At 69.2% G+C, this 19762-nt stretch carries 16 protein-coding genes; 10 read left to right on the top strand and 6 right to left on the bottom strand.

What is annotated here, in order from left to right; all coding sequences use genetic code 11:
- Positions 1-10: 10 nt before the first annotated feature.
- The 6 genes from BOX17_RS07075 to BOX17_RS07050 all read right to left on the bottom strand — a co-directional run bounded on the left by BOX17_RS07075 (position 11) and on the right by BOX17_RS07050 (position 7326).
- A complete protein-coding gene (locus BOX17_RS07075) occupies positions 11-592 on the bottom strand; it encodes a cytochrome c oxidase subunit 3 family protein (RefSeq protein WP_071943065.1) in 582 nt (193 codons plus the stop codon).
- On the bottom strand, positions 589-1047 hold the full coding sequence (locus BOX17_RS07070) for a DUF4870 family protein (protein WP_071943063.1): 459 nt from the start codon (positions 1045-1047) through the stop codon (positions 589-591). Before BOX17_RS07070 ends, BOX17_RS07075 begins: the two co-directional genes overlap by 4 nt.
- Positions 1048-1219: 172 nt before the next feature.
- The gene (locus tag BOX17_RS07065; RefSeq protein ID WP_083582103.1) at positions 1220-2614 is read right to left on the bottom strand and encodes an MFS transporter; all 1395 of its coding nucleotides are present in this window, start codon (positions 2612-2614) and stop codon (positions 1220-1222) included.
- A gap of 215 nt (positions 2615-2829) precedes the next feature.
- Positions 2830-4482: an MFS transporter gene (locus BOX17_RS07060; protein ID WP_083582102.1), complete on the bottom strand. Its 1653-nt coding sequence runs from the start codon at positions 4480-4482 to the stop codon at positions 2830-2832.
- 277 nt (positions 4483-4759) lie between these two features.
- Positions 4760-5422 carry a two-component system response regulator NarL gene (gene narL, locus BOX17_RS07055; RefSeq protein ID WP_071943061.1) on the bottom strand — a complete coding sequence of 221 codons (663 nt, stop codon included), beginning with the start codon at positions 5420-5422 and terminating at the stop codon, positions 4760-4762.
- Positions 5419-7326, bottom strand: a complete 1908-nt coding sequence (locus BOX17_RS07050) for a type IV pili methyl-accepting chemotaxis transducer N-terminal domain-containing protein (protein ID WP_071943059.1) — start codon at positions 7324-7326, stop codon at positions 5419-5421. Before BOX17_RS07050 ends, narL begins: the two co-directional genes overlap by 4 nt.
- A 145-nt stretch (positions 7327-7471) precedes the next feature.
- Here BOX17_RS07050 and BOX17_RS07045 point away from each other — a divergent pair, with 145 nt between their 5' ends.
- The 10 genes from BOX17_RS07045 (at position 7472) to BOX17_RS07000 (ending at position 19691) form a co-directional block, all read left to right on the top strand.
- Positions 7472-8797, top strand: a complete 1326-nt coding sequence (locus BOX17_RS07045) for an MFS transporter (protein WP_071943057.1) — start codon at positions 7472-7474, stop codon at positions 8795-8797.
- Between the two features lie 199 nt (positions 8798-8996).
- A complete protein-coding gene (locus tag BOX17_RS07040) occupies positions 8997-12773 on the top strand; it encodes a nitrate reductase subunit alpha (RefSeq protein WP_071943055.1) in 3777 nt (1258 codons plus the stop codon).
- Complete coding sequence (gene narH, locus BOX17_RS07035) at positions 12770-14344, top strand: nitrate reductase subunit beta (RefSeq protein WP_071943053.1); 1575 nt, start codon at positions 12770-12772, stop codon at positions 14342-14344. Before BOX17_RS07040 ends, narH begins: the two co-directional genes overlap by 4 nt.
- A complete protein-coding gene (gene narJ, locus BOX17_RS07030; RefSeq protein ID WP_071943051.1) occupies positions 14337-15125 on the top strand; it encodes a nitrate reductase molybdenum cofactor assembly chaperone in 789 nt (262 codons plus the stop codon). The genes narH and narJ overlap by 8 nt, the downstream gene beginning before the upstream one ends.
- A complete protein-coding gene (gene narI / locus BOX17_RS07025) occupies positions 15122-15799 on the top strand; it encodes a respiratory nitrate reductase subunit gamma (RefSeq protein ID WP_071943049.1) in 678 nt (225 codons plus the stop codon). Before narJ ends, narI begins: the two co-directional genes overlap by 4 nt.
- Before the next feature lie 22 nt (positions 15800-15821).
- Positions 15822-16643, top strand: a complete 822-nt coding sequence (locus BOX17_RS07020; RefSeq protein WP_071943047.1) for a peptidylprolyl isomerase — start codon at positions 15822-15824, stop codon at positions 16641-16643.
- A 73-nt stretch (positions 16644-16716) separates the two neighbouring features.
- Positions 16717-17301, top strand: coding sequence for a molybdenum cofactor biosynthesis protein B (gene moaB, locus BOX17_RS07015; protein WP_071943045.1), 585 nt, complete (start codon positions 16717-16719; stop codon positions 17299-17301).
- Positions 17298-18554 (top strand): molybdopterin molybdotransferase MoeA, encoded by a 1257-nt coding sequence (locus tag BOX17_RS07010; protein ID WP_071943043.1) that lies wholly within the window; start codon positions 17298-17300, stop codon positions 18552-18554. Before moaB ends, BOX17_RS07010 begins: the two co-directional genes overlap by 4 nt.
- Positions 18514-19257, top strand: coding sequence for a Crp/Fnr family transcriptional regulator (locus tag BOX17_RS07005; protein WP_071943041.1), 744 nt, complete (start codon positions 18514-18516; stop codon positions 19255-19257). The genes BOX17_RS07010 and BOX17_RS07005 overlap by 41 nt, the downstream gene beginning before the upstream one ends.
- Positions 19258-19286: 29 nt before the next feature.
- Positions 19287-19691, top strand: coding sequence for a putative zinc-binding protein (locus BOX17_RS07000; protein ID WP_071946724.1), 405 nt, complete (start codon positions 19287-19289; stop codon positions 19689-19691).
- Positions 19692-19762 lie beyond the last annotated feature (71 nt).

Raw genomic sequence — 19762 nt, 5'->3', positions numbered from 1 at the left:
GGGAGAGCCTTCAGCGCAATAGATAGAGCAGCGGGTAGAGCAGGATCCAGATCAGGTCGACCATGTGCCAGAAGGCCGCGGCGGTCTCCACGTTCTCGGTGGAGGTGCGCCAGGTCACCAGGGCCAGCAGCGCCAGGCCGAACAGCACGTGGGCGAAGTGGAAGGCGGTGAGCCCGTAGTAGAAACCGAAGAAGGCGTTGGTTTCCGGGGTGATGCCGGCTGCGAACTTGCCGGCATACTCGATCCCCTTGATGACGCCGAACAGCACGCCCAGCGCCATGGAGGCCCCCAGCCATTGGCGGGCACGGCGGAGCCGCGCGGCGCTCACCGCCTCCACGGCCAGGGCCACACAGAGCCCGCTGGTCAGCAGCACCAGGGTGTTGAGCCCGCCGACCAGGGGGTCGAGCTCGCGCTGGGAGGCGTCGAACAGCGCCGTCGCGCCGACACGCTCCGCGGCGTAGAGCGCGAAGAAGGCACTGAAGACCAGCATCTCGCTCAAGATCAGCACCCACATCAGCGGGTTGCCGGGCAGCGCCGAGAGCGGTCCCCAGCCGGGGTTGGGCAGCTCGCGTGTCAGGGTGCGCTCGCTCATTCGTCCGCCAGGGTGACCCGGGCGCCGCCGAAGGCCAGGCTCGTCGGGTCGCGCACCGGCTCGTTGGAGGTCAGCCGGCTGATGCCCACGCCGCAGCGGGCCACCATCCAGATCAGGCAGGCGGTGAAGTAGACGTAGCCCAGCGCCCAGGGCGCCACCGCGGGGGCGCCGACCAGCCCCAGCAGCTGCCAGGCGGCCACGAAGAGCCCCCCGCCCAGCATGCCCAGCCAGAAGGTGCGGATCTGGAACTGCAGGTGGGTGGCGACCCAGGCCTCGGCGCGGCCACGCTGCCAGTGGGCGATCAGCACGCCGACCGGGGCCGTGACCACGGCCAGCACGCTGCCCAGGAAGAGCAGGTAGACGACGATGGCGGCGCCGCGGCCGCGGCTGGCCTTGAGGTGGGGAAAGGCGTCGTCGTGGAGTGCCGCGGCGACACGGGAGGAGAGGGTGGACATGGGCGACCTCGCATCTGGCGGCGCGTCGGGCACCCCGAGGGGGCCGGCTGCCAATGATGTATTTCAAATGCCACTATAGCGCGGGAGGCCGCGGCTTTTCCTGGCCTGGATCAAGTCGGGGGCCTGACGCGCGAATGCCGCCCGGAGGCGGCATTCGGCGGTCACGCGGGGCTCAGGCCTCGGCGTTGCCGGAGGGGGCATGGGACGAGGTCGGGGCGGGGGCGTCGGTACGCGACGCCTCCCGGCTGGCATGGCGGGCCGCCGGCTCCTGGAGCTCCGGCAGGTAGCGATAGCGCTCCTCGCCGAGTTCCGGCACCCGGGCGCGCTCCATGCGGCGAATGGCGCCATGCATCCAGATCAGCGACACCGCCACCAGCACGAAGAGCACCATGTAGGAGCTGGTCCAGACCCCGGTGAGGTCGAGCACGATGCCGAACAGGATGGGCAGGAAGAAGCCCCCCAGGCCGCCGATCATGCCGACCAGGCCACCCACCGAGCCGACGTTCTCCGGATAGTAGACCGGGATGTGCTTGTAGACGGCGGCCTTGCCCAGGGACATGAAGAAGCCCAGCAGCACGGTCAGCATCACCACGCCCCACAGCGGCATGGCCAGGGAGAAGGCGATCTGGCCGTCCTTGCCCTCCACCACGTAGTGGGTCTCGGGATAGGCGAGCAGGAACAGGCAGACCAGCGAGGCGATGAAGGTCAGGTACATGATCGAGCGGGCGCCGTAGCGGTCGGACAGCCAGCCGCCGAGGGCCCGGAAGACGCTGGCCGGCAGGGTGTAGAGGGCCGCCAGCGAGCCCGCCACGGCGATGCTGACGTCGTAGGCCCCGACGTAGTAGCGCGGCAGGTAGGAGGCCAGGGCGACGAAGGCGCCGAACACGAAGAAGTAGTAGAGGGCGAAGCGCCAGACCTGCAGGTGCCGGAGCGGCTCGAGCTGCTCCCGGGCGGAGGTGGGCTTGCCGCCCTGGCCACGCCGGGAGAGGGTCAGCGGATCCTCCTTGGAGAAGACCCAGAAGCCCACGGCCACCGCCGCCAGCACGATGGCGTAGACCACCGCGGTCTGCTCCCAGCCCAGCGCCAGTAGCAGGAAGGGGGCGGCGAAGTTGGTCACCGCGGCCCCGGCGTTGCCGGCCCCGAAGATGCCCAGCGCCGTGCCCTGGCGCTCCTTCTCGAACCAGTAGGAGGTGTAGGCGATGCCGACGATGAAGGAGCCCCCGGCCAGGCCCACCCCGAGGGCGGCGACCAGGAACATCGCATAGGACTCGACGAAGGAGAGCAGGAAGACGCAGGCCGCCGTGATCAGCATCAGCAGGCTGAAGACGCGCCGGCCGCCGAACTGCTCGGTCCAGATGCCGAGGAAGATCCGGCTGATGGAGCCGGTGAGGATCGGGGTGGCCACCAGGATGCCGAACTGGGTCTCGTTGAGGCCGAGGTCCTGCTTGATCTTGATGCCGATGATGGAAAAGATCGTCCACACCGCGAAGCAGGTGGTGAATGCCAGGGTGCTGAGTGAAAGTGCCCGGACCTGTTGGGGCCGGGTCACGCCCTCGAGATGTTTCATGTCGTGCCTCCTTCGGCGATGCATGAATGGTCGCCTTCCAGACTGGCAGTCGCGGCGCCGGTCACCTTGACCTGCATCAAGACGCCACCGCCGCTACTCCTTGATTTCCGGGGCCTATCCCCTTGGAGGTACAGGGCTGTCGCCGTGACTCGGGACGCCTCGGCGTCCCTTGCCTCGTCCATCCGTGATGGCCTCGGCCCTGTGTCCTGTGGGGCTCAGGGATTCTTCACGTAGGCGTTGCCGCGCAGGTAGAACCACCAGTTGACCACCAGGCAGAGGGCGTAGAAGACCGCGAACCCGTACATGGCCATCTCCGGGGTGCCGGCCTTGATCTGCTCGCCCATCACCCGCGGAGCGATGAAGGCGCCGTAGGCGGCCACGGCGGAGGTCCAGCCGAGCACCGGGCCCTTCTGCTGCAGGTCGAAGATAAAGCCGATGCTGCGGAAGGTGGAGCCGTTGCCGATGCCGCTGGCGGCGAAGAGCACGATGAAGAGCGTCAGGAACATCCAGAAGTACTGGTTGGGGTCGGTGGCGTTGTAGGCCAGCATCATCACGTAGCCCACCGCCGCGGAGGCGACGACCATGACCACCGAGATGATCTGGGTGACGATGGCGCCACCCACCTTGTCGGAGATCCAGCCGCCCACCGGGCGGATCAGGGCGCCGACGAAGGGTCCCATCCAGGCCCAGGTCAGGGCGCTGGGGGCGTCGGGATTGGCCACGCGGGTGATGGTGCCGTCGGCGGCCACATCCATCATGTTGCCGAAGATGACGCTGATGGAGAGCGGCAGGGCGGCGGAGAAGCCGATGAAGGAGCCGAAGGTGGCGATGTAGAGCACGGTCATCGCCCAGGTGTGCTTGTTGGAGAAGATCGCGAACTGCTTCTGGATGTTCGGCTTGATGTCACCGGGAATCAGGCGCAGCAGGAACAGGGTCAGGGCGATGGTCAGCGGCAGGGCGAGCCACATGTTCAGCCAGCCCAGGGCGACCACGCCGATCACCGAGGTGATCAGGCCCACGCCGTAGAGGCCGAGGATCTTGCCGAAGGCCTGCACCGGGGTACCCGGGTTGGGGGTGATGGCGCGAATGTTGTTCATGCCGAACCAGCCGGCGAAGGCCAGCGGGATCAGGAAGACCAGCCAGATGAAGCCGGCGTTCTGGATCCAGGTGTCGGTACCGGCCTCGATGCGGCCGATCAGGGTGCCGCTGGCCTTCTGCAGCTCCATCGGTTCGCCACCCAGCGCGCCGAACAGCCCCACGGTCATCACCAGCGGGATCAGGATCTGCATGGTGGTGACGCCGAAGTTGCCGAGGCCCGCGTTCATGCCTAGGGCATAGCCCTGCTGCTTCTTCGGGTAGAAGCTGGAGATGTTGCTCATGGAGTTGGCGAAGTTGCCGCCGCCGATCCCCGAGAGCAGCGCCAGGGCCTGGAAGATCCAGAAGGGCGTGCCCGGGTTCATCAACGCGATGCCGGTGCCGAGCGCCGGGAGCATGAGCAGGGCGGTGGTCAGGAAGATGGTGTTGCGTCCGCCGGCGATGCGGATCATGAACGAGGCCGGAATGCGCAGGGTGGCGCCGGAGAGCCCGGCGATGGCGGTCAGGGTGAACAGCTGGTCCACCGTGAACGGGAAGCCGAGGTTGCGCATCTGGGTGGTGATCATGCCCCACATCAGCCAGACGGCGAAGCCCATCAGCAGGCTGGGAATGGAGATCCACAGGTTGCGGCTGGCAATCTTCCTGCCCTGCCGCTTCCAGAACTCCTCGTTCTCGACATCCCAGTGTTCGATGTCGGCGTTGCGCCGGCCCCCGGGCGGGAGCGGCTGGCGCTCGGCCTCCCAGTGGGTGGAATCGGCACTCTCTCTGGTCATGGTGTATCCCCCTTGCGGTCTTTCGGTGACGCCCCGTCGCGCGATGGCGGTTGACCGACATCAAGCCTGGGGCCTTGCAGCGCAAGATACGCCGGGGGAAAGGGCGGCGAAACGGGCGAAAAAGGGCAGAAAAACAGCGGGATACCCCTTGGGGGGTAGGGGGGTAGTCGGGGGACTGTACCGCAATATCAGGGAGTTAGGCCCGTCACGCGGTCGGCGAGGGCGCGGGGACGGGCACCGGGATTATTTGGAGGTATCCACAGAGAGTCCCGCCGGGCTAGTTGTCCACACCCTCCTGCACGGCCCACACCGCGGCCTCCACCCGGGAGCGCAGGTTGAGCTTCTTGAGCAGGTGCTTGACGTGGACCTTCACCGTGCCCTCGGTGATGTCGAGCTGGCGGGCGATCAGCTTGTTGGAGAGGCCCGCGGCCAGCTCGCGCAGGATCTCCCGCTCGCGCTGGGTCAGGCTGTGGATGTCCGGGGTGGCCGGCTGGGAGCGCTGGCTGCGCAGGGCCTCGGCGAGCAGGGCGGTGAGGCTCTCGCTGATCACCATGCGGCCCAGCGCCGCCTGGTGGAGCTGGCGGACCATGTCGTCCGGGTCCATGTCCTTTAGAAGGTAGCCGTCGGCGCCGGCGCGCAGGGCGGCGACCACGTCCTCCTCGTGGTCGGAGACCGTGAACATCACGATGCGCCCGGCGAAGCCATTCTGGCGCAGTCGCTTGAGCGTCTCGATGCCGTCCATCCCCGGCATGTTGAGGTCCAGCAGGATCAGGTCCGGGTCCAGCTCGCCGGCCAGGCGGATGCCGTCCTCGGGCTCGCCGGTCTCGCCGGCGAGGGCCAGGTCGTCCTCCAGCTCGAGCAGCTGGGTCACCCCCCGGCGCAGCAGCGGGTGATCGTCGATGATCAGGATCGTGGCGGGGGCATGGGCATTCGGGGTCATCCTGCGGTGTCCCTGTTCGCTGGTTGATGGCTGATGGCGGGTTCGGCGGGCTGCTGGACGATCAGCCGTGCCGTCTGCGGGGTGAACTCGATGGCCACGAGGGTACCGCCGGCGTCGCGATTGCGCACCTCGAATTCGCCGCCCAGGGTCTCGGCCCGGTCGCGCATGATCACCAGGCCGTAGTGCATGGGCGGCGACCCGTCGTCCTCGAGGCCGATGCCGTCGTCCTCGATCATCACGCGCAGGCGGGCCTCGGCGAAGCGCACCGTGACCGCGGCCCAGTGGGCCCGGGCGTGCTTGTGCACGTTGGCCAGGGCCTCGCGCACCACCTGCAGCACGTGGATCTCCTCGTTGGGGTTGAGCAGGTGCGGCGGCACGTCGAAGAACAGCTCCACCGGGAAGCCCAGGCGCTCGCTGAATTCCAGGGTGGTCTGGCGCAGGGCGCTGTGCAGGCCCGGGCCATCCAGGCGCAGCCGGAAGGTGGTGAGCAGCTCCCTCAGCTGGCGATAGGCGCTGTCGAGCCCGGTGCGCAGCTCGTCGAACACCGGGGCCTGGGTCTCCCGCGGCATCTCCCTGTCCTGCATGCGCTCGAGCCTCGCGACCTGCATCTTCAGGTAGGAGAGCGACTGGGCCAGGGAGTCATGGAGCTCCCGGGCGATGATGGTGCGCTCGTTCATCAGCGTCACCTGCTGCTCCTCCTCGATGCGCCGCTGCAGGTAGACCGCCGTGGCCAGCTGGTCGGAGAGGGTGTAGAGCAGCCGCTTCGTGCTGTGGGTGAGCGGCGCCGCGGCGGGGTACCAGACCTCCAGGGTGCCCAGCAGGGTCTCGCCGATGCTCACCGGCAGCAGCAGGCACTCCGACTCGCCGTTCTCGGAGAGCTCCAGCGGCTGGGGGTCGATCAGGCAGGCGTGGCACTCGTGGTTGCGGCAGTAGGCCGGCCGGGTCCGCGAGTGGGTGGCCAGGATCGAGACCTCGCGCTGGTCGTAGGGGTCGTGCAGCGACAGCCCGATGGGGCCGATGTCGAGCAGTGATTCGAGGCGGCGCAGCATGGGGGCGGCGCTGGCGCAGAGGTCATTGCCCCCGCCGTAGAGGGCGCGACTGCCGTCGTGGAGGATCTGCATGGCCTCGTTGCTGCGGGCCAGCTCCTGCTTCTTCTGCGAGACCCGCTCCTCGAGCTCGGCATAGCTGGCACCGAGCTCGCCGGCCATGGTGTCCAGGGTCCGGCCGAGCAGGGCCAGCTCGTCGCTGCCGGAGAGCCGGGTGCGATAGCCGAAGTTGCGACGCCCGGCCTCCCGGGCCAGCACCACCAGCTGGTGCAGCGGCGCCACCAGGTTGTAGCGGATGTCGTAGAGGGCGATGGCCACCACCACCGCGGTCAGCACCAGGAACAGGATCTGCAGGGCGCTGAGCAGGCGGATCTTGGCCTCGCTGTTCTGCTCGAGCAGGGTCACCAGATGGTCGATCTCGCCCACCAGCTCCTCGAGCGCCCGGTTCAGCGGGGCGATGGCCACGGAGGTCCCGTCCAGCGCATCGGCGACCCGAGGGGCCAGCTGTTCCTGCCACTGCGTCGTGAGCCGCCGATACTGGACCTGCAGCTCATGGTCATCGGCCCCGGGCAGGGTGTCGGTCAGGCCGGGGCTCTGCAGGCGTTCGGCGAAGCGGTCGGCGATGGCCTCGACCTCGGCGCGTTGCTCGGGGCCCGGGGTGCGATCGTACCGCTGCAGGGCGGCTACCAGCTGGTAGGTGTTCATGCGCAGCGAGCCGGCCACGTTGATGGCGGTGGCGTCCCCCTGGCTGCTGCCCGCCACGCTCACGGTCACCGCGATGCTGACCAGCGCCATGGCGCTGATCGCCAGCAGCGAGGCGCTGATGCGGGCCACCAGGGAGCGCTGCAGCAGTTTCATCGGGATCTCCAGGGAAGTGGTGCGTCGGATGCCACTATACCCTAGTAGGTAGGCGGCGCTCCCTCAAAGGCATACCTCCCATGCCCTTTTGACGCGTCCCCCCGGGCTCCCGACACTTCAGGCAATCCTCCTCGAGCGTCGGCCCATGTCTCCCGATCCCGCGTCACTCTCCGACGAGTCCCGCGCGTCGCCCCCGGACGGGGCATCGGCGCCCCCGGGCTATCGCTCGCTGGTGGTGGTGGTGCTCTCCCCGCTGGCCTTCTCCCTGGTCTTCGCCTGCTGGACCCTGTTCGCCGTGCTCGGCGTGGAGCTGCGTCGCGACCTGGCCCTGGGCGAGGTCGCATTCGCCGTGCTGCTCTCCATGCCCATGCTGGCCGGCGCCCTGTCGAGCCTGCCCATGGCGCTGCTGGCTCGTCGGCTGGGCGGGCGTTGCGTCATGCTCGGCTGCCTGCTGCTGATCTGCCCCTTCCTGTGGTGGATCAGCCGGGCCCATCACTATCCGGAGTTCCTGCTGGCGGGCCTGGGGCTGGGGCTCGGGGCCGGGGCGCTGGCGGCCGGGCTGGTCTACGTGGCGGCGCTGGGACCGGCCCGCCACGCCGGCCTGGCGCTGGGCCTCTACGGTGCCGGCATGGGCGGGGCCGGGCTCGGCTACCTGCTGCTGCCGCTGATCAGCCAGGCCTACGGCTGGCGAATGGCCCCCCTGCTCTACCTGCTGCCGGTGCTGCTGGTCGCCGGGCTGCTGTGGCTCTTCGCCGAGGACGGTGACGTTCCCCCGCCCACCGCCGCCGACGAGGACGACGAGTCGCGGCCTCCCCCGTGGCGGACTCGAGCCCTGCGCCTGGCCCGGCGCCTCGCCGATTGGCAGCTGTGGCGTCTCGCCATCACCTACAGCTTCTTCTATGGCGCCTTCCTGGCCCTGGCGCTGTGGCTGCCCGGCCACCTGGTGGCCCGCTTCGGGTTCTCGCTGCAGGGCGCGGCGCTGCGGGCGATTCCCTTCACCCTGGCCGTCGGGGCGGGCCAGGTGCTCGGCGGAATCCTGGCCGACCGGCGGGACTTCCGCAGCCTGCGCTGGTGGGTCAGCGCCTTCGTGCTGGTCTGTCTCTTCCTGCTCTCCTATCCCCCCTTCTCCATGCAGATCGAGGGGGTGCACGGGGAACTGCGGCTGCACTACTCGGCCCCGCTGTGGGTCTTCCTGGGACTGCTGGTGCCCATGGGCGTGGCCATGGGGGTGGGGCAGGGCAGCCTGATGCGCCTGATCCATGGCGACCACGGCCGCGACATGGCGCTGGTGGGCGGCCTGGCGCTGACCCTGGGCGGCCTCTTCGCCGCCCTGCTGCCGCCGGTCTTCGTGCTGGGCAGCGAGTGGCTGGGCCTGGGGACCGCCGGCTTCATGTTCCTCTATGCCGCCCTGGTGGTGTGCATGCTGGTGATGGTCGCCGACCATGCGCGACAGCGCCGTCGGACGGACTGACACCACCGGCCTAACCCTTCCATCGGCACCGCCTATCCCCTTGGGGGTAGGGGCCATGTATATGGAGGTAACCGGGCAGTATTCCGCCGTTCGATCCCCCAGACTCCTCCCCATGGAACCTGCCTGAGCCCTGCCAGGGTGCGGCAGCCAGAGTGGCCTCGGCTGGCCACGCATCTTTTCAGGAGCCTGGAGAGCGACCATGAGTCACTTCATCGATCGGCTGAACTTCTTCCGCAAGGCCCGCGAGCCCTTCGCCAACGAGCATGGCGAGGTCCGTCAGGAGTCCCGCGGGTGGGAGAACGGCTACCGGCAGCGCTGGCAGCACGACAAGGTCGTGCGGTCCACCCATGGGGTGAACTGCACCGGGTCGTGCAGCTGGAAGATCTACGTCAAGAACGGCCTGGTCACCTGGGAGACCCAGCAGACCGACTACCCCCGCACCCGGCCCGACCTGCCGAACCACGAGCCGCGGGGCTGCCCGCGGGGCGCCAGCTACTCCTGGTACCTCTACAGCGCCAACCGCCTCAAGCACCCGCTGATCAGAAAGCCGCTGCTCGCCCTGTGGCGCGAGGCCCTCGCGGAGAAGGGCGACCCGGTCGACGCCTGGGCCTCCATCGTCGAGGACCCGGCCAGGACCAAGCAGTACAAGCGCGCCCGGGGCATGGGCGGCTTCGTGCGGGCCGACTGGGACGAGCTCAATGAGCTGATCGCCGCCTCCAACGTCTACACCGCCAAGCAGTTCGGCCCGGACCGCATCATCGGCTTCTCGCCGATCCCCGCCATGTCCATGGTCAGCTACGCCGCGGGCAGCCGCTACCTGTCGCTGATCGGCGGCGTCTGCATGAGCTTCTACGACTGGTACTGCGACCTGCCGCCGGCCTCGCCCATGACCTGGGGCGAGCAGACCGACGTGCCCGAGTCCGCCGACTGGTACAACTCCGGCTACATCATCGCCTGGGGCTCCAACGTGCCCCAGACCCGGACCCCGGACGCCCACTTCTTCACCGAGGTGCGCTACAAGGGCACCAAGACCGTCTCGGTCACCCCGGACTATGCCGAGGTCTCCAAGCTCACCGACGAGTGGCTCTCCGCCAAGCAGGGCACCGACGCCGCCCTGGCCATGGCCATGGGGCACGTCATCCTCAAGGAGTTCCACCTCGACCGGCCCAGCGGCTACTTCACCGACTACGTGCGCCGCTACAGCGACATGCCCTTCCTGGTCGAGCTCGAGGCCCGCGAGGACGGCAGCTACGCGCCGGGCCGCCAGATGCGCGCCAGCGACTTCGAGGCGAGCCTGGGCCAGGGCAACAACCCGGAGTGGAAGACCGTCGCCTGGGACGAGACCCGCGACCAGCTGGTGGTGCCGCGCGGCTCGATCGGCTTCCGCTGGGGCGAGACCGGCGACGAGGTCGGCAAGTGGAACCTCGAGTCGCTGGACGCCGAGGGCACCGAGATCATGCCGCTGCTGACCCTGGCCGAGCATCATGACGAGGTGGCGAAGGTCGCCTTCCCCTACTTCGGCGGCATCGCCCACGAGCACTTCGACCACGTCAAGAGCGGCGGCGCCAGCGACGAGCTGCTGTTCCACAGCCTGCCGGTCAAGCGCCTCAAGAAGGCCGACGGCAACGACGTGCTGGCGGTGACCGTGTTCGACCTGATGTGTGCCAACTACGGCATCGACCGCGGGTTTGGTAAAGAGGGCGAGGACGACGGCGCCACCTCCTACGACCAGATCAAGCCCTACACCCCGGCCTGGCAGGAGAAGATCACCGGCGTGCCGGCCGAGCAGGCCACCCGCATCGCCCGCGAGTTCGCCGACAACGCCGACCGGACCCGGGGGCGCAGCATGATCATCGTCGGTGCCGGCATGAACCACTGGTACCACATGGACATGAACTACCGCGGCCTGATCAACATGCTGGTCATGTGCGGCTGCATCGGCCAGAGCGGCGGCGGCTGGTCCCACTACGTGGGCCAGGAGAAGCTGCGCCCGCAGACCGGCTGGACCCCGCTGGCCTTCGGCCTCGACTGGCAGCGCCCGCCGCGTCACATGAACTCCACCTCCTTCTTCTACAACCACTCCTCCCAGTGGCGCTACGAGAAGCTCGAGATCAAGGAGATCCTCTCGCCGCTGGCCAAGGCCGAGGACTATCCCGGCAGCCTGATCGACTTCAATGTGCGCTCCGAGCGAATGGGCTGGCTGCCCTCCGCGCCGCAACTTTCCACCAACCCGCTGCGCCTGGCCAAGGCGGCCGAGGCCGCCGGCATGTCCACCAAGGACTATGCCGTGGACCAGCTGAAGAAGGGCGAGCTGGCCTTCGCCGCGGAAGACCCGGACGACCCCCGGAACTTCCCGCGCAACATGTTCATCTGGCGCTCCAACCTGCTGGGCAGCTCCGGCAAGGGTCACGAGTACATGCTCAAGTACCTGCTGGGCACCCGCCACGGCATCCAGGGCAAGGACCTGGGCGAGGTCGGCGGCCAGAAGCCCGAGGAGGTCAAGTGGCACGACGAGGCGCCCGAGGGCAAGCTCGACCTGCTGGTGACCCTGGACTTCCGCATGTCCACCACCTGCCTCTACTCGGATATCGTGCTGCCCACGGCGACCTGGTACGAGAAGGACGACCTCAACACCTCCGACATGCACCCCTTCATCCACCCGCTGACCGCGGCGACGGACCCTGCCTGGGAGTCGCGCAGCGACTGGGATATCTACAAGGGCATCGCCAGGGCCTTCTCGAAGGTCTGCGTGGGGCACCTGGGCGAGGAGACCGACCTGGTCACCCTGCCGCACCAGCACGACTCCCCGGCCGAGCTGGCCCAGGTCGAGGTGCGCGACTGGAAGAAGGGCGAGTGCGAGCCGATCCCCGGCAAGACCATGCCGGCGCTGATCGAGGTCAAGCGCAACTACCCCGAGACCTATGAGCGCTTCACCTCCGTGGGCCCGCTGCTCGAGAGCATCGGCAACGGCGGCAAGGGCATCAGCTGGAACACCGAGAAGGAGGTGGACCTGCTCGGCAAGCTCAACCACCGCAAGACGGACGGCCCGCACAAGGGGCGCCCGCAGATCGAGTCGGCCATCGACGCCGCCGAGATGATCCTGACCCTGGCGCCGGAGACCAACGGCCAGGTGGCGGTGAAGGCCTGGGGCGCGCTGTCGAAGATCACCGGTCGGGACCACACCCACCTGGCGCATCCCAAGGAGGAGGAGAAGATCCGCTTCCGCGACATCGTCGCCCAGCCGCGCAAGATCATCTCCAGCCCCACCTGGTCCGGCCTCGAGGACGAGCACGTCTCCTACAACGCCGGCTACACCAACGTCCATGAGTTGATCCCGTGGCGCACCGTCAGCGGTCGCCAGCAGTTCTACCAGGATCACCCCTGGATGCGCGCCTTCGGCGAGAGCCTGCTGGTCTACCGTCCGCCCATCGACACCAAGGCGGCGGTCAGCGTGGCGGTGCCCAAGGGCAACGGCAACCCGGAGATCGCGCTGAACTGGATCACCCCGCACCAGAAGTGGGGCATCCACTCCACCTACTCGGACAACCTGCTGATGCAGACCCTGTCCCGGGGCGGCCCCATCGTCTGGCTCTCCGAGGACGATGCGCAGTCCATCGGCGTCGAGGACAACGACTGGATCGAACTCTACAACGCCAACGGCGCCATCGCGGCGCGGGCGGTGGTCAGCCAGCGGGTCAAGAACGGCATGGCGATGATGTACCACGCCCAGGAGCGGATCCTGAACATGCCGGGCTCCGAGGTCACCGGCACCCGCGGCGGCATCCACAACTCGGTGACCCGGGTGTGCCCCAAGCCGACCCACATGATCGGCGGCTACGCCCAGCTCTCCTACAGCTTCAACTACTACGGCACCGTCGGCTCCAACCGCGACGAGTTCGTCATCGTGCGCAAGATGAAGAAGATCGACTGGCTGGATGGCGAAGGCAATGACTACGAGCAGGAGGCCGTGAAATGAAGATTCGTTCCCAGGTAGGCATGGTCCTCAACCTCGACAAGTGCATCGGCTGCCACACCTGCTCGGTGACCTGCAAGAACGTCTGGACCAGCCGCGAGGGCGTGGAATACGCCTGGTTCAACAACGTCGAGACCAAGCCCGGCATCGGCTATCCCAAGGAGTGGGAGAACCAGCAGAAGTGGAAGGGCGGCTGGCTTCGCCGCAAGGACGGCCACATCGAGCCGCGCATCGGCGGCAAGTGGCGGGTGCTGGCGAACATCTTCGCCAACCCCGACCTGCCGGAGATCGACGACTACTACGAGCCGTTCACCTTCGACTACCAGCACCTGCACACCGCCAAGCAGGCCGAGCACCAGCCCACCGCACGGCCGCGCTCGCTGATCTCCGGTCAGCGCATGAACAAGGTCGAGTGGGGCCCGAACTGGGAGGAGATCCTCGGCACCGAGTTCGCCAAGCGGCGCAAGGACGCGAACTTCGAGCAGATCCAGGCCGACATCTACGGCCAGTTCGAGAACACCTTCATGATGTACCTGCCGCGCCTGTGCGAGCACTGCCTGAACCCGACGTGCGTGGCGTCGTGTCCGAGCGGGGCGATCTACAAGCGCGAGGAGGACGGCATCGTCCTGATCGACCAGGACAAGTGCCGCGGCTGGCGGATGTGCATCTCCGGCTGCCCGTACAAGAAGATCTACTACAACTGGAAGACCGGCAAGTCCGAGAAGTGCATCTTCTGCTACCCGCGCATCGAGGCCGGCCAGCCCACCGTCTGCTCCGAGACCTGCGTGGGCCGCATCCGCTACCTCGGCGTGCTGCTCTACGATGCCGACCGCATCGAGGAGGTGGCGAGCTCGCCGGACGAGCGTGACCTCTACCATCGCCAGCGCGAGATCTTCCTGGACCCCAACGACCCGGAGGTGATCGCCCAGGCCAGGCAGGACGGCATTCCCGACAACGTCATCAAGGCCGCCCAGGCCTCGCCGGTCTACAAGCTGGCCATGGACTGGGGCCTGGCGCTGCCGCTGCACCCCGAGTACCGCACCCTGCCCATGGTCTGGTACGTGCCGCCGCTGTCGCCGATCCAGTCCGCCGCCGAGGCCGGCAAGGTCGAGTTCGACGGCGTGATGCCGAAGATCGAGTCGCTGCGCATCCCGGTGAAGTACCTGGCCAACATGCTCACCGCCGGCGAGGAGGCCCCCGTGGTCCTGGCGCTCAAGCGCCTCATGGCCATGCGCCTCTACATGCGCGGCAAGCACGTGGACGGCCAGGCGAACACCGAGGTGCTGGAGGAGGTCGAGCTGACTGCGGCCCAGGTGGAGGAGATGTATCGCTACCTCGCCATCGCCAACTACGAGGACCGCTTCGTGATCCCGACCAGCCATCGCGAGATGGCCACCGAGGCCTTCCCCGAGCGCGGCGGCTGCGGCTTCAGCTTCGGCGACGGCTGCCACGGCGACAGCAGCGAGAGCCTGTTCGGCGGGCGCAAGACCACCACCACCCTGGTGCAGCCGGTGGAGACGTTCGATCCCGGCACCCAGGGCACGTCCAAGAGCGAGGAGGTGCGTCATGGCTGAGGGAGCGATGCACTATTCCGCGATGGCGCCGGACATGCTGAGCCTGCGCGTGCTGGCCCGGCTGCTCGACTACCCGACTGCCGAGCTCCAGGCCGCCGCGCCGGAGATGATCGAGATCATCGATGCCGAGCGCCGGCTTCCGGCGGCGCTGCGCTCCCGCCTGATGGACTGGTGCCAGCGCCTGCTGGAGGCCGACCTGATGGACCTGCAGGCCGAGTACGTGGCGCTCTTCGACAGGGGGCGCAGTACCTCGCTGCTGCTCTTCGAACACGTCCACGGCGAGTCCCGGGACCGCGGCCAGGCCATGGTCGACCTGATGGCCGAGTACCGCGCCGCGGGCTTCGAGCTCGACGCCCGGGAGCTGCCCGACTACCTGCCGCTGTTCCTGGAGTACCTCTCCACCCGGCCGGAGGCCGAGATCGGCCGCTGGCTGGGGGAGATCCGCCACATCCTGGCCCTGCTCGCCGCGCGCCTCGAGGAGCGTGACGCCGACCAGACCCTGGTGCCGCTGGCGCTGCTGTCGCTGGTCGGGGCCGAGGGCGACGTCGACGCGCACCGCGAGGCGGTCCGGGAGGAGGCGCCCGACGACACCCCCGAGGCCCTGGACGAGGTCTGGGAGGAGGAGGCGGTGCGCTTCTCCGCCGAGTCCGACCAGGACTGCGCCCTGCAGTCCGCCGAAGGCCGCCGGCTCGCCGAGCGCAAGAACGTGACGCACAGCGAGGCGGTGCGGGTCCTCGATCCCGCCTCCATCGCCGCCAGGCATCAAGGAGACCAGTCATGAGCTACTTCAATACCCTGCTGTTCGGGCTATATCCCTATCTCGCCGGCACCGTCTTTCTGGTCGGCAGCCTGCTGCGCTTCGATCACGGCCAGTACACCTGGAAGACCGGATCGAGCCAGATGCTGACCTCCCGGAACATGCGCATGGCCAGCAACCTCTTCCATGTCGGCATCCTGGTGATCTTCTTCGGCCACCTGGTGGGCCTGCTGACCCCTCACTGGGTCTACGCGCCCTTCATGAGCGCCGGGACCAAGCAGGTGATCGCCATCCTGGTGGGCGGCATCGCCGGCGTCATGTGCCTGGTGGGAGGCGCCATGCTGGCCCATCGTCGCCTCACCAACCCGCGAGTGAGGGCCTCGTCCAGCCCCATGGACACCGTCATCATCGTGCTCCTGGTGGTGCAGGTGACCCTGGGTCTCCTGACCATCATCCCCGCACTCGGCCACCTGGACGGCGGCGTGATGATCCAGCTCGCCCACTGGGCCCAGTCCATCGTCTTCTTCCAGGGCGGTGCCGCGGGCTACCTCGACGAGGTCGGCCTGATCTACAAGCTGCACATCCTGGTGGGGCTGACCATCGTGCTGGTGTTCCCCTTCACCCGCCTGGTCCACGTCTGGAGCGTGCCGCTCGGCTACGTCACCCGTCGTTACCAGATCGTGCGCCGCCGCGCCTGACCGCTGAACGAGGACAAGGACCATGCAGAAGATCGATATCGAACAGCTCCCGGGCAGGGCGAGCCCCCCGCCCATCCGGGTCGGCGAGGCCACCATCGACGAGGCGGCCATCGCCCGGGAGATGCAGTATCACCCGGCCGACAGCGCCGGCACCGCCCAGCTGAAGGCGGCCCGGGCCCTGGTGGTGCGCGAGCTGCTGCGCCAGCGGGCGTCCGCCCTGGGGATGGCCGAGTCGTCCGAGGAGGCCATCGACGAGGCCGACGCCGCCATCGCCGCCCTGCTGGAGCACGAGCTGGACGTGCCCGAGCCCGCCGAGGCGGACTGCCGGCGCTTCCATGCCGCCCATCCCGAGCGCTTCAGCGAGCCGACCCGCCTCAGGGTGCGCCACGTTCTGCTGGCCGCGGCGCCGGACGATGCGCCCGCCCGCGATGCCGGCTACCGACTGGGCGAGAAGCTCATCAGGCAGCTGGGCAAACACCCCGAGCGCTTCACCGAGCTGGCCCAGCGTCACTCCGCCTGTCCCTCCCTGGACGAGGGCGGCGAGCTCGGCTGGCTGGTGCCCGGCCAGACCGTCGCCGAGCTCGACCGGGCGCTGCAGCACCTGCCCGTGGGGCTCCACGAGCGGCCGCTGGCGTCGCGCTATGGCTGGCACCTGGTCAGCATCGACGAGCGGCTCGAGGGCCGCGAGCTGCCCTTCGAGCAGGTGGCCGAGCGGGTCCGCCACAGCCTGCGCGAGCAGGCCACCCGCCGTGCACTGCGCCACTACCTGCTGGCGCTGGAGTCCGATATCGGCGTCGAGGGCATCTCCCTGGACGACGACGGCGGCAGCGCCCTGATGCAGTGACGCCGCATGCCGCCCCGCGCGGCATGCCGCTCCATTCAGTGTCGTCTCACCATGGGCGGCAAGGAGGACCCTCATGTCCCATGTTCATGCCAATACCCCCTTCGTGCCCCTGGGCATGGCGGTGCTCACCGTCTCCGACACCCGCGGCTTCGAGGAGGACGGCAGCGGTGACCTGCTCGAGCAACGCCTGAGCGGTGCCGGCCACACCCTGGTGGAGCGTTGCATCGTGCCCGACGACGTCTATCGCATCCGGGCCGTGGTCTCGGCCTGGGTGGTGCGCGACGACATCCAGGCCATCCTGGTCAACGGCGGCACCGGCTTCACGCCGCGCGACACCACCCCCGAGGCGCTGGCGCCGTTGTTCGACAAGGCCATCGACGGCTATGGCGAGCTGTTCCGCCAGCGCTCCCTGGCCACCATCGGCACCTCCACCATCCAGTCCCGCGCCGTGGCCGGGCTGATCGACCGCACCCTGGTGTTCGCCATGCCCGGCTCACCCAGGGCCTGCGCCACCGCCTGGGACGACATCCTCGTCGAACAGCTGGACGCCCGCACTCGGCCCTGCAACTTCGTCGCCATGGTGCGGCCGCAGGCCTCGCCATGCGCCTCACGCCAGGCGACACCCGACCGGGACGTGGCGGAAGGAGTCGGCGCATGAACTGCGGCTGTGCCGAGATCGTCACCCCGGGCCTGCTGGATCTCTTCGAGGCCCGGGCGAGGATGGTGGAGGCCGCCCGGCCGGTGAGCGGTGTCGAGCGGCTGGCCCTGGTTGATGCCGCGGGCCGGGTGCTGGCGGCCCCGGCCCTGGCGACCCTCGACATGCCCGGCGTCGACAACAGCGCCATGGACGGCTATGCCCTGCGCCTGGACGACCTGGCCGCCGCGCCGTCGGGCCTGCCGGTGACGCTTCGCGTCCCGGCCGGCGCCGGCGTGGCCCACCTGCCCGCGGGCGGCTGCGCACGCATCTTCACCGGGGCCCCCGTGCCGAGGGGCGCCGATGCCGTGGTGCCCCAGGAGCGGGTGCACCTCGATGGCAAGGGGCGCATGCGGGTGTCGGGCGAGGTGGCCCCGGGCGCCAACATCCGACGCCGCGGCGAGGAGAGCCGGGCCGGCGACGTGCTGCTCGGCGCGGGGAGCCGGCTGAACGCCGCGGCCATCGCCCTGCTGGCCGGCCATGGCATCGAGGCCGTGACGGTGCATCGGCGACTCCGCGTGGCGCTGGTCACCACCGGCGACGAGCTGATCGCCCCCGGTCAGGCCTGGCGTCCGGGGGCCGTCTACGACAGCAGCGGGCCGATGCTGCGCACCCTGCTGGCCGGCCAGGGCTGCGAGGTGCTCGATCTGGGCCCGGTGCTCGACACGCCCGAGGCCCTGGCCGCGGTCCTCGCCGAGGCCCGCGACGGCGCCGACCTGGTGCTGTGCACCGGCGGCGTCTCGGTGGGCGAGGAGGATCATGTGCGTCCGGTGCTGGAGCGCCTCGGTGGGCTCGATTTCCACGGCGTGGCCATGAAGCCCGGCAAGCCCCTGGCCCTGGGCTGGCTCGGCCCCTCCCGGGAGGCCGGCACCCCGCTGATCGGCCTGCCCGGCAATCCCGTGGCCTCGCTGGTGGGCTGGCAGCTGCTGGCGCTGCCCTTCGTGCACGGCCGCCAGGGGCGCCCCCCGGCCCCGCTGCAGCGCTTTCCGGTCACCGCGGGGTTCACGCGCCGGGCCCCCCGCGGCCGGCGCGAGCTGCTGCGGGTGGTGCTGGACTGGACCGGCGGCGCCCCCGTGGCCCGGCTGGCCGGGGGGCAGGGCTCTCACATGCTCGGCGCCGCCAGCCAGGCCCATGGCTACCTGATCATCGATGCCGATACCCCAGTGGAGGAAGGCCATGTCTACGGATACTGTCCCGGCGCTCAGTTCCTCGACTGAGCTGCTGTGCCGGCCGCGCCAGCTGCGCGAGCTGGTCCGGGGAGTGCCCTGGCTGCGCGACCTCGAGAACGACCAGCTCGAGGCCCTGCTGGCCGACGCCGGGGTGCGCACCCTGAAGAGTCGCGACTGGCTGTTTCGCCAGGACGAGCCGGCCAGCCGGGTCTACATCGTGATCAGCGGGGTGGTCCGCCTGGTGCGCAGTGCCGGCGACGGGCGAATGGCGACCATCCGTTGCGTCGAGCGGGGCGGCCCGCTCGGCGAGATGAGCATGGTCTCGAACCGGGGCGTCTACCTCTACTCCTCGGAGGCGCTGCGCCGTACCCAGGTGCTGGACATCCCCGCGGCACGCTGCCGGGCGTTCATGGATCGCCAGCCCGCCTGCCGGGCGGAGTTCATGAGCCGGCTGGCCATGGAACTGACCGAGCGCCTCGAGGACATGGCCCTGCTCACCCAGGCCGATGCCATGTCGCGGCTGGTCAGCTTCATCCTGCGCCAGCTGCCGGCCGGACGCGCCAAGGGGCCGCAGGTGATCCGCCTGACCATCCCCAAGCGCTGGCTGGCCGCCCAGCTGGCGATGACCCCGGAGACCCTGTCGCGCCTGCTGGCCAGACTGCGCGAGGAGGGCGCCGTCCACATCGACCGCCAGCGCCTGGTCGTCCTCGACGAGCGGCGGCTGCGCGACCTCATGCTGGCCGACGACTGACGTTCATGCACCGACCCCTGGGAGGCTTCATGTCCCGACCCCGCAACACGCCCCGCACCCTGGTCTACAGCTGCTCGGGCTGCTCCGACGTGGCCCAGCTCGCCAACGAGGTCGCCCTGCGCCTGGATCACGGCGGGGTGGCAGAGATGTCCTGCATCGCCGGCGTGGGCGGCGGCGTGCCCGGCCTGGTGCGCACCGCCCGCTCGGGCCGCCCCGTGGTGGCCATCGACGGCTGCCAGATGCACTGCGCCCGTCACTGCCTGGCCAACGCCGGGGTGACGCCCACCGAGCACGTCCGGCTCCATGAGCAGGGGATGAAGAAGCGCAAGGGACGCCTCTACGACGAGGCCACCGTGGAGAGGGTCACCGGCCGGGTCGGCGAGCTGATCGCACGGCTGCCGATGGAGGCCGAGGCGCACCTCGAGCCGACCTGAGTCGTGCGAGCCCGAGGTGTCGCGGTGTGCCGGGAGGCGGGAGTCCGCTAGGCTCTAGGCATGCCCGGCCT

It is taken from the genome of Halomonas aestuarii, from assembly GCF_001886615.1.
Classification (GTDB): domain Bacteria; phylum Pseudomonadota; class Gammaproteobacteria; order Pseudomonadales; family Halomonadaceae; genus Halomonas; species Halomonas aestuarii.
Note: the sequence above shows the minus strand (reverse complement) of the source record. Positions and strands in the feature narration are given on the sequence as shown.

Excerpts from the sequence above, each read along its gene's own strand:
- BOX17_RS07075 (WP_071943065.1), bottom strand. The coding sequence starts at position 592 with ATGAGCGAGCGCACCCTGACACGCGAGCTGCCCAACCCCGGCTGGGGA.
- BOX17_RS07070 (WP_071943063.1), bottom strand. The coding sequence starts at position 1,047 with ATGTCCACCCTCTCCTCCCGTGTCGCCGCGGCACTCCACGACGACGCC.
- BOX17_RS07065 (WP_083582103.1), bottom strand. The coding sequence starts at position 2,614 with ATGAAACATCTCGAGGGCGTGACCCGGCCCCAACAGGTCCGGGCACTT.
- BOX17_RS07060 (WP_083582102.1), bottom strand. The coding sequence starts at position 4,482 with ATGACCAGAGAGAGTGCCGATTCCACCCACTGGGAGGCCGAGCGCCAG.
- narL (WP_071943061.1), bottom strand. The coding sequence starts at position 5,422 with ATGACCCCGAATGCCCATGCCCCCGCCACGATCCTGATCATCGACGAT.
- BOX17_RS07050 (WP_071943059.1), bottom strand. The coding sequence starts at position 7,326 with ATGAAACTGCTGCAGCGCTCCCTGGTGGCCCGCATCAGCGCCTCGCTG.
- BOX17_RS07045 (WP_071943057.1), top strand. The coding sequence starts at position 7,472 with ATGTCTCCCGATCCCGCGTCACTCTCCGACGAGTCCCGCGCGTCGCCC.
- BOX17_RS07040 (WP_071943055.1), top strand. The coding sequence starts at position 8,997 with ATGAGTCACTTCATCGATCGGCTGAACTTCTTCCGCAAGGCCCGCGAG.
- narH (WP_071943053.1), top strand. The coding sequence starts at position 12,770 with ATGAAGATTCGTTCCCAGGTAGGCATGGTCCTCAACCTCGACAAGTGC.
- narJ (WP_071943051.1), top strand. The coding sequence starts at position 14,337 with ATGGCTGAGGGAGCGATGCACTATTCCGCGATGGCGCCGGACATGCTG.
- narI (WP_071943049.1), top strand. The coding sequence starts at position 15,122 with ATGAGCTACTTCAATACCCTGCTGTTCGGGCTATATCCCTATCTCGCC.
- BOX17_RS07020 (WP_071943047.1), top strand. The coding sequence starts at position 15,822 with ATGCAGAAGATCGATATCGAACAGCTCCCGGGCAGGGCGAGCCCCCCG.
- moaB (WP_071943045.1), top strand. The coding sequence starts at position 16,717 with ATGTCCCATGTTCATGCCAATACCCCCTTCGTGCCCCTGGGCATGGCG.
- BOX17_RS07010 (WP_071943043.1), top strand. The coding sequence starts at position 17,298 with ATGAACTGCGGCTGTGCCGAGATCGTCACCCCGGGCCTGCTGGATCTC.
- BOX17_RS07005 (WP_071943041.1), top strand. The coding sequence starts at position 18,514 with ATGTCTACGGATACTGTCCCGGCGCTCAGTTCCTCGACTGAGCTGCTG.
- BOX17_RS07000 (WP_071946724.1), top strand. The coding sequence starts at position 19,287 with ATGTCCCGACCCCGCAACACGCCCCGCACCCTGGTCTACAGCTGCTCG.